Genomic DNA, 2,108 nt, shown 5'->3' with positions numbered 1-2,108 from the left:
TGTTCGTTCCATTACGGCTTTCGCTTCTGGCGCGGTGGACATCTGCACCTCTGCTGTCGGCCAGTAGCGCGACACCGCTACTCCCAAAGCGATGCCTGCGATTCCCGCAACGCACCCGGCAATCATGGCTTGCTTGTTCATTATTTCGAAATCCCCATGTTCACGTCATCGTTGCTGCCTACCACAGTCTCCAGTGCCACCCGTGCCTGGATGGCGGCGGATCGTGCCTGCATGGTTGCAATCTCGGCGCTATTCATGGCCGTATAGGCATTCATCAGGTCAACGAAGCCTGTCTGGCCTGTGCTGTAGTTCGCCAGCGACAGCCGATAAGCGACCCTTGCCTGATCCAGAACGCGCTCCTCGAGCAACTTGAGCTGGTCCAAGCTCTGCGTCCACTGAAGGTACGCGCTATCCACGCCAACAAGTGCCTGTTGTCGAACCGAGTCGTCGCTGTCGCGTATGGCGATGAGCTGCGCTTTAGCCTGATCGACCAGGTATTTTTCTTTCCTGGCATACCAGAGCGGAATCGTGACGCCGAGACTGATGCCGTAAGAATCGTTGTTCACGAAGCCCCAGGGAGGCGCCGCCGAGTTGAAAAGTAGCGACACATTGAAATCCGGCCGTCCGCCAAGCTCCGCAAGTTCGACGCCCTTTTGCGCACCTTGAATCGTGTACTTCGACGCCTTGATTGCAGGGTTACGCTCCAGCGTCATACTCCGGAGTCCCTCGAGTATGGGGACGTCCCTTGACGGAGACAGATCATCCTCAAGCAACTGAAGTGGTGTCGCAGACGAACGCCCGATGAGTCCGTTGATCTGCGCAACAAGAATTCTTGCTTGACCTTCGACACCCAGCAGATTATTTTTCGCCTGAGCCTGATTGATCTGCGCATTGATGTTGTCAGCGTACGCAGCGGCATTCTGTGCGTAGCGCAACTGCGTGGCCTGCTTGATTTGATCGAGCCGCTCGATCTGCGAACGCAGCAACCGGGTCTGCTGCTGGAGCTGCTGCCAGGACGACCAAGACGACTTCAGTTGACCGACAAGCTGGATCTGCAGTGCCTCCACCTGGGCCTTCATCACGTCGGCCTGAGCCTGAACGATCTCTCCGCCGAGGCGCTTTTTTCCTGGCCAAGGCAGATTCTGACTGACCGACCAAGTCATGCCTTGTGACGTCCCGATCGCGAAGGGGTTGTAACTGACGGGGTTCTGGGTGACACTGAAAATCGGATTGTCGGGAGCACGGACCGGTTCGACGCCGAGCTGCACGGCCCTGGCCAGTCCCTGCGTGGAGCGCAATTGAGGATTCGCTCGTTTCAGCTCATCGATCAATGCGTTGAGCGTCCAGGGGGAACTGCCGTCGCTTCGCGCAACGGCTGTCGCCGAAGGCGGAACACCAGCCGTTTGAGCAGGCACCGGTGTTGTCGCCGAGATGAACAACAGGAACAGCAGACCCAACCGCGTTTTGTTTTGACGAAAAGTCCCGAACATAGAAACTCCAGAGCAGAGGATTCTGTTCGGAGTTAGCTTTAAATTCGCTTAATGAAAGGGTGCGCGCTCCGGCTTATGCGTTGTCGATGGCTCTCGGAAAATGGAAAGTGAACTGGTTGCCGCGTCTCACCGAATCGATCGAGTACGTGAGTTCTCCTTGCATGCTCCGAGCGGCCTTTCTGGCGATGGCCAGGCCCAGACCCGATCCACTTGACGTGGCCGACTCGCCTCGCCAGAACGGTATGAAGAGGCTGGCAACCTCGGTCGTACTCAACGGAGACCCGTCATCCCATACATGAACGAGGACTTCATTCTCATTCCCTTGCAGCTCCAGGGTTATCGTCTCCCCTCCGTACCGGATCGCGTTCTCGATCACATTCCCGAGAGCTTCCTCAAACAAGGTTGGCTGTATCGTCGCCCGGGGCGGACGCCCCCCTGCAAGCATGACGTCCACAATCAGCCGTTTTCTGAAAGATTCCGCCACTTTCTTCCAGCGCTTTCCTTCATCATTAATCACATCCGTCAAATCCGCCGTCAATGTCTGCTGGCTTGCCGCGGGAAACCGACACATCCAAAGATCTGGAGCGACCATCTTCAAATCTGACGACGGATACGTCA

Annotated in this window: 2 protein-coding genes; both read right to left on the bottom strand. The window is 56.8% G+C overall.

Going from position 1 to position 2,108, the window contains the following annotated elements; all coding sequences use genetic code 11:
• Positions 1–140 precede the first annotated feature (140 nt).
• Positions 141–1,490: a TolC family protein gene (locus CDE01S_RS17880; protein ID WP_084382992.1), complete on the bottom strand. Its 1,350-nt coding sequence runs from the start codon at positions 1,488–1,490 to the stop codon at positions 141–143.
• 73 nt (positions 1,491–1,563) lie between these two features.
• A partial coding sequence (locus tag CDE01S_RS17875; protein WP_169802291.1) for a sensor histidine kinase occupies positions 1,564–2,108 on the bottom strand: 545 nt, incomplete at its 5' end.

It is taken from the genome of Curvibacter delicatus NBRC 14919 (genome assembly GCF_001592265.1).
Taxonomy (GTDB): Bacteria; Pseudomonadota; Gammaproteobacteria; order Burkholderiales; family Burkholderiaceae_C; genus Hylemonella; species Hylemonella delicata.
The sequence above is the reverse complement of the archived record's forward strand: the minus strand, read 5'-3'. Positions and strand labels throughout refer to the sequence as shown.